4 protein-coding genes and 1 pseudogene are annotated in these 3,626 nt (G+C 44.7%); 1 reads left to right on the top strand and 4 read right to left on the bottom strand.

Annotated elements, in window-relative coordinates:
• Window positions 1–106: pseudogene (locus H6F80_RS18765) on the top strand (IS630 family transposase); the annotation flags it as partial.
• A gap of 233 nt (window positions 107–339) precedes the next feature.
• On the opposite strand, the gene rppB reads toward H6F80_RS18765, so the two are convergent.
• The 4 genes from rppB to H6F80_RS18785 form a co-directional block, all read right to left on the bottom strand.
• Entirely contained in the window at window positions 340–1,686 is a 1,347-nt protein-coding gene (gene rppB, locus H6F80_RS18770; protein ID WP_190793050.1) for a two-component system sensor histidine kinase RppB, read from the bottom strand.
• The gene (gene rppA, locus H6F80_RS18775) at window positions 1,676–2,374 is read right to left on the bottom strand and encodes a two-component system response regulator RppA (protein WP_190793051.1); all 699 of its coding nucleotides are present in this window, start codon (window positions 2,372–2,374) and stop codon (window positions 1,676–1,678) included. The genes rppB and rppA overlap by 11 nt, the downstream gene beginning before the upstream one ends.
• 322 nt (window positions 2,375–2,696) lie before the next feature.
• Window positions 2,697–2,834 (bottom strand): hypothetical protein, encoded by a 138-nt coding sequence (locus tag H6F80_RS18780; RefSeq protein ID WP_190793052.1) that lies wholly within the window; start codon window positions 2,832–2,834, stop codon window positions 2,697–2,699.
• Window positions 2,835–3,136: 302 nt separating this feature from the next.
• A partial coding sequence (locus H6F80_RS18785) for a hypothetical protein (protein WP_347277899.1) occupies window positions 3,137–3,626 on the bottom strand: 490 nt, incomplete at its 5' end.

Consider the following 3,626-nt stretch of genomic DNA (forward strand, 5'->3'; position numbering starts at 1 on the left):
GTGGTTCGTGCTCAAGAATTGGATGCGTCAACGCTGGGATGAATTTGATAGCTTTCGCGATTGTGTCGATGCTGCCTTCAACCATTGTTCGAACGTGTATCCGTAAAGCTATATGACCCTTTTTCGTCAGAATCGTTGCCATACCCCAACCAGACGAAAATTCTAACAGGACTTACGCAAGCACCATGAGAACGGACGGAAATTTAAGCTGCTGAATCAAGTAGGCGGACAGCATCCGATGCTTGATCTGTTTGGGTTGTGTCGCAAAACGACGGAACGACAAACGCTCGATGTCAATCTCGTTGTCTTAAGCACCCACTCCAAAAATTGCTTCAAAAGTTACGCCATCTTAAAATTGCTTCTTAATGGTAAACGAATGCTAAAAACACTTCCCTTGCTTAGCTCACTCTGTACCTGAATTGTGCCTTGATGAGCTTGTACGATCGCCTGTGCAATGGCTAAACCCAAGCCTGCTCCTCCAGTATGACGAGAGCGATCGCTATTGACTCGATAGAAGCGATCGAATATCCGTGCTTGTTCTTTATGTGGAATGCCAATTCCGGTATCTTGAACCTGAATCAACGCATGATGGTCTTCTTGCTTGAGGTGAACGGTGACTTTACCTCCACTAGGGATGTATTGAATTGCATTCGTGATTAGATTAGCCACTGAACGATAGAGTTGCTCTTCGCTGCCAAATACAGTAATTGATGTATTTGTCTGAATGTCTGCTGTTAGTGAGATGTTGGAAGCAAGTGCGAGTGCCGAAAACTCTTCAACTAAATCATTTACTAAATCATTGAGATTACAGGCATTCTGTTTAGTAGGAAGTCCTTGCAAGTCCATACGGGAGAGGAGCAACAAATCATGAACGAGCCGGGATAGACGACTGTTTTGGCGCTCTACAGTACGAAGGGTATCCCAGGCATCGGCATCGCTTGCATCAGTTGTGAGGGTCGATTCTAAATTTGCTTGAATTGCCGCTAATGGAGTGCGGAGTTCATGGGCAGCATCGGCGGTGAATTGTTGCATTTGGCGGTAAGACCTATAGACGGGCTGCATGGCTTGTCCGGCAAGCCACCAACTGGCAACCACAACGAGCAGCATGGCACTGGGCAAGCCAATTAGCAGACTCAGCCTGACCCAAACCATGTGCCCATCGAGTTCAGACAGCGATCGCCCGACCTGCATATATCCCCAGGAATCTTGATTTGCGGTTTTGAGCAGTAAGGACAGTTGCCGATAACGAGTTCCGTCAGGGGCTTCTAGCGTTTGCCAAAGTTCGGTTTCGATCTGGGCGGGTAAGTCAGTTGGCACCTGCCCCCCACTGGCTAATAACTGTCCAGACAAACTTAAGAAGCGAATGTAATAGCCATTCTCCTGGAATACTCCTAGGTAATGTAAGGCTGTAGAGTTAGATGAGCAATCTGTTCCAGCAATACATAGAGTCGGAACAAATTTTTGCACAACAGGCTCCAGTTTGCTGGGTTCTTGCAAAGAGGCTTCTAGTCCATCATGCAGCGTTCCAGCAACCGTTTCAATCCGGTGATTTAACTCGGAGAAATGGCTATGTGCCATTGCTTCATAAAAACCTACAGCACAAATCGTGAGAATAACTCCCATCGTTCCGGCATATAGCCCTGCTAATCGCAGTCGAGTGGTGTGAAAAATTTGGCTATGTTTCATGAGTATTGAGCTTATAGCCCAGGCCATAAACCGTTTCAATCAGATGATCGTAGCCATACTCTGTCAGTTTCCGCCGCAATAAGCGCATTTGAGCTGCCACCACATTGCTGTTGAAGTCTGCTTCCGCTTGCCAGATGCGATCAATGATTTGATCACGAGAGAGAATTTGATTGGGGTGTTGCATAAAGTATTCCAGCAGCTGAAATTCTTTAGCAGTCAGCAGAATTTTCTGTGACTCTCTTACAGGAGTGGAAATTGAAACCGTTGAGGTGCTGTAGTCGAGAATGAGGTTGCCAACTTGCAGTTGAGGGGGCTGAATTTGGAGCGATCGCCGCTGGAGCGCCCGCAGCCGAGCAAGCAATTCTGCCATGCCAAAGGGTTTGATCAAGTAATCATCGGCTCCGGCATCGAGTCCCATGACGCGGTCTTCCATTCGATCTCTTGCCGTCAGCAACAGTACAGGTAATGGATTCTGCTTGGCTCTGAGTCGTTGACAAAGTTCAATGCCAGATAGTCCTGGCACCAACCAATCAAAGATCGCAACAGTGTATGGAATCCGGGAACTTTCGAGAAACCGCCACGCTTCGGTACCATCCGTGACCCAATCCACTACATACTTCTTGCGTTTGAGCGATCGCTCTAGAGCTGCACCCAAATCTGGCTCATCTTCAACAAGCAAAACCCTCATCTCAAGATCTTCTTAAAGATTTAACTGCTTTAAGCAATTCTAGTCGTAAAGCCCATATATTGTTTCAACAAATTCAATCCTTATCTTCTTTAGTCTAAAATCCTGAAATTTAGAGATAGCTTAATTCCTTAAAATGTTTATCAACAAACACTCTACTCAAATTAATAAAATAATCGAGTAGAGTATTCAAACAATCCGGTTAGTGAAACAGTGACAGTTTACCTTCAAAAACCTCCTAATGAAAGCAAGCGTTTTTGAAGCATTCAAAACTGATATTATTCACTGCACACTAGCTTTAATTCATAGCTCAAGAAGCTGTAAATTAGTTATTAATCACCTGTTCGCGATGATGGCGACGATGTTCCTCTTGAGAAGAATACTTCCCAGAAGTAGCATTAGCAGGCAGGATTGCAACAGCAAGAGTAGCAGCAATCAGACAGACAGAAATTACTTTCTTCATGGATATACTCCTTTTGGTTTCTTTTTTTAAGTATGACGAAAAAATGTGAAATGAGGATGAAACTTGTGATTGAAATTACACTTTCTACTGCAATAAACAGCTTGCATAATAAACGTAGCATGTAAGTTTTCACTACAAAGGTTTAGTATTTCTAGAATATATGGGTATTGTTACTGCTTAAAACCGGAATTCCATCTGATCAAATAAAGCTGCTTGTATTCCCAATTTTAAGATAGAGAATGCAAGCAGCCTGCCTTATTTAATTGTTAAAACGGCAGCTAAACTTCCTGATAAAAACCTATCTACTTAGTAAAACTAAAGCGTCCGTTCACTTTTTCACCGTTGATATCAGTGAGAACAGCAACTTTATATTCACCGGATGCTGCTTCAGACAATAACGCTGTGTAGTGCTTGCCCTGTGCATCATATTCAAAATCAACTTCCTTCTGAGAGCCATCGGGTAGCTGAACTTGACCTGTCACCGTTGCTCCTTCGATTGCCTCATGAGTATCACCAGATTGTAGGAAAAGATCCAAGTGGGTTCCGCTTGCTTCTGGTGCTGCAACTAGCTCTAAGTGATACGCTCCGACTTCAACCACTTGCCCGCCTTGAGCAGGTGCAGAATGGTCTGCCATTTCAGGGGATGCAGCAGGAGATTCGTCCACAGGGGAGCTTGCTACAGACGGACTTGCCGCAGGAGCGTCCGAAGCAGATTGCTCTCCACCACTAGCACAGGCTCCCAACAGCAGCCCCAAACTAACAGCAATAGCGGTAAAGAATTTGTTAACTTTC

It is taken from the genome of Leptolyngbya sp. FACHB-711, assembly GCF_014695615.1.
Lineage (GTDB): Bacteria > Cyanobacteriota > Cyanobacteriia > Elainellales > Elainellaceae > Leptolyngbya_A.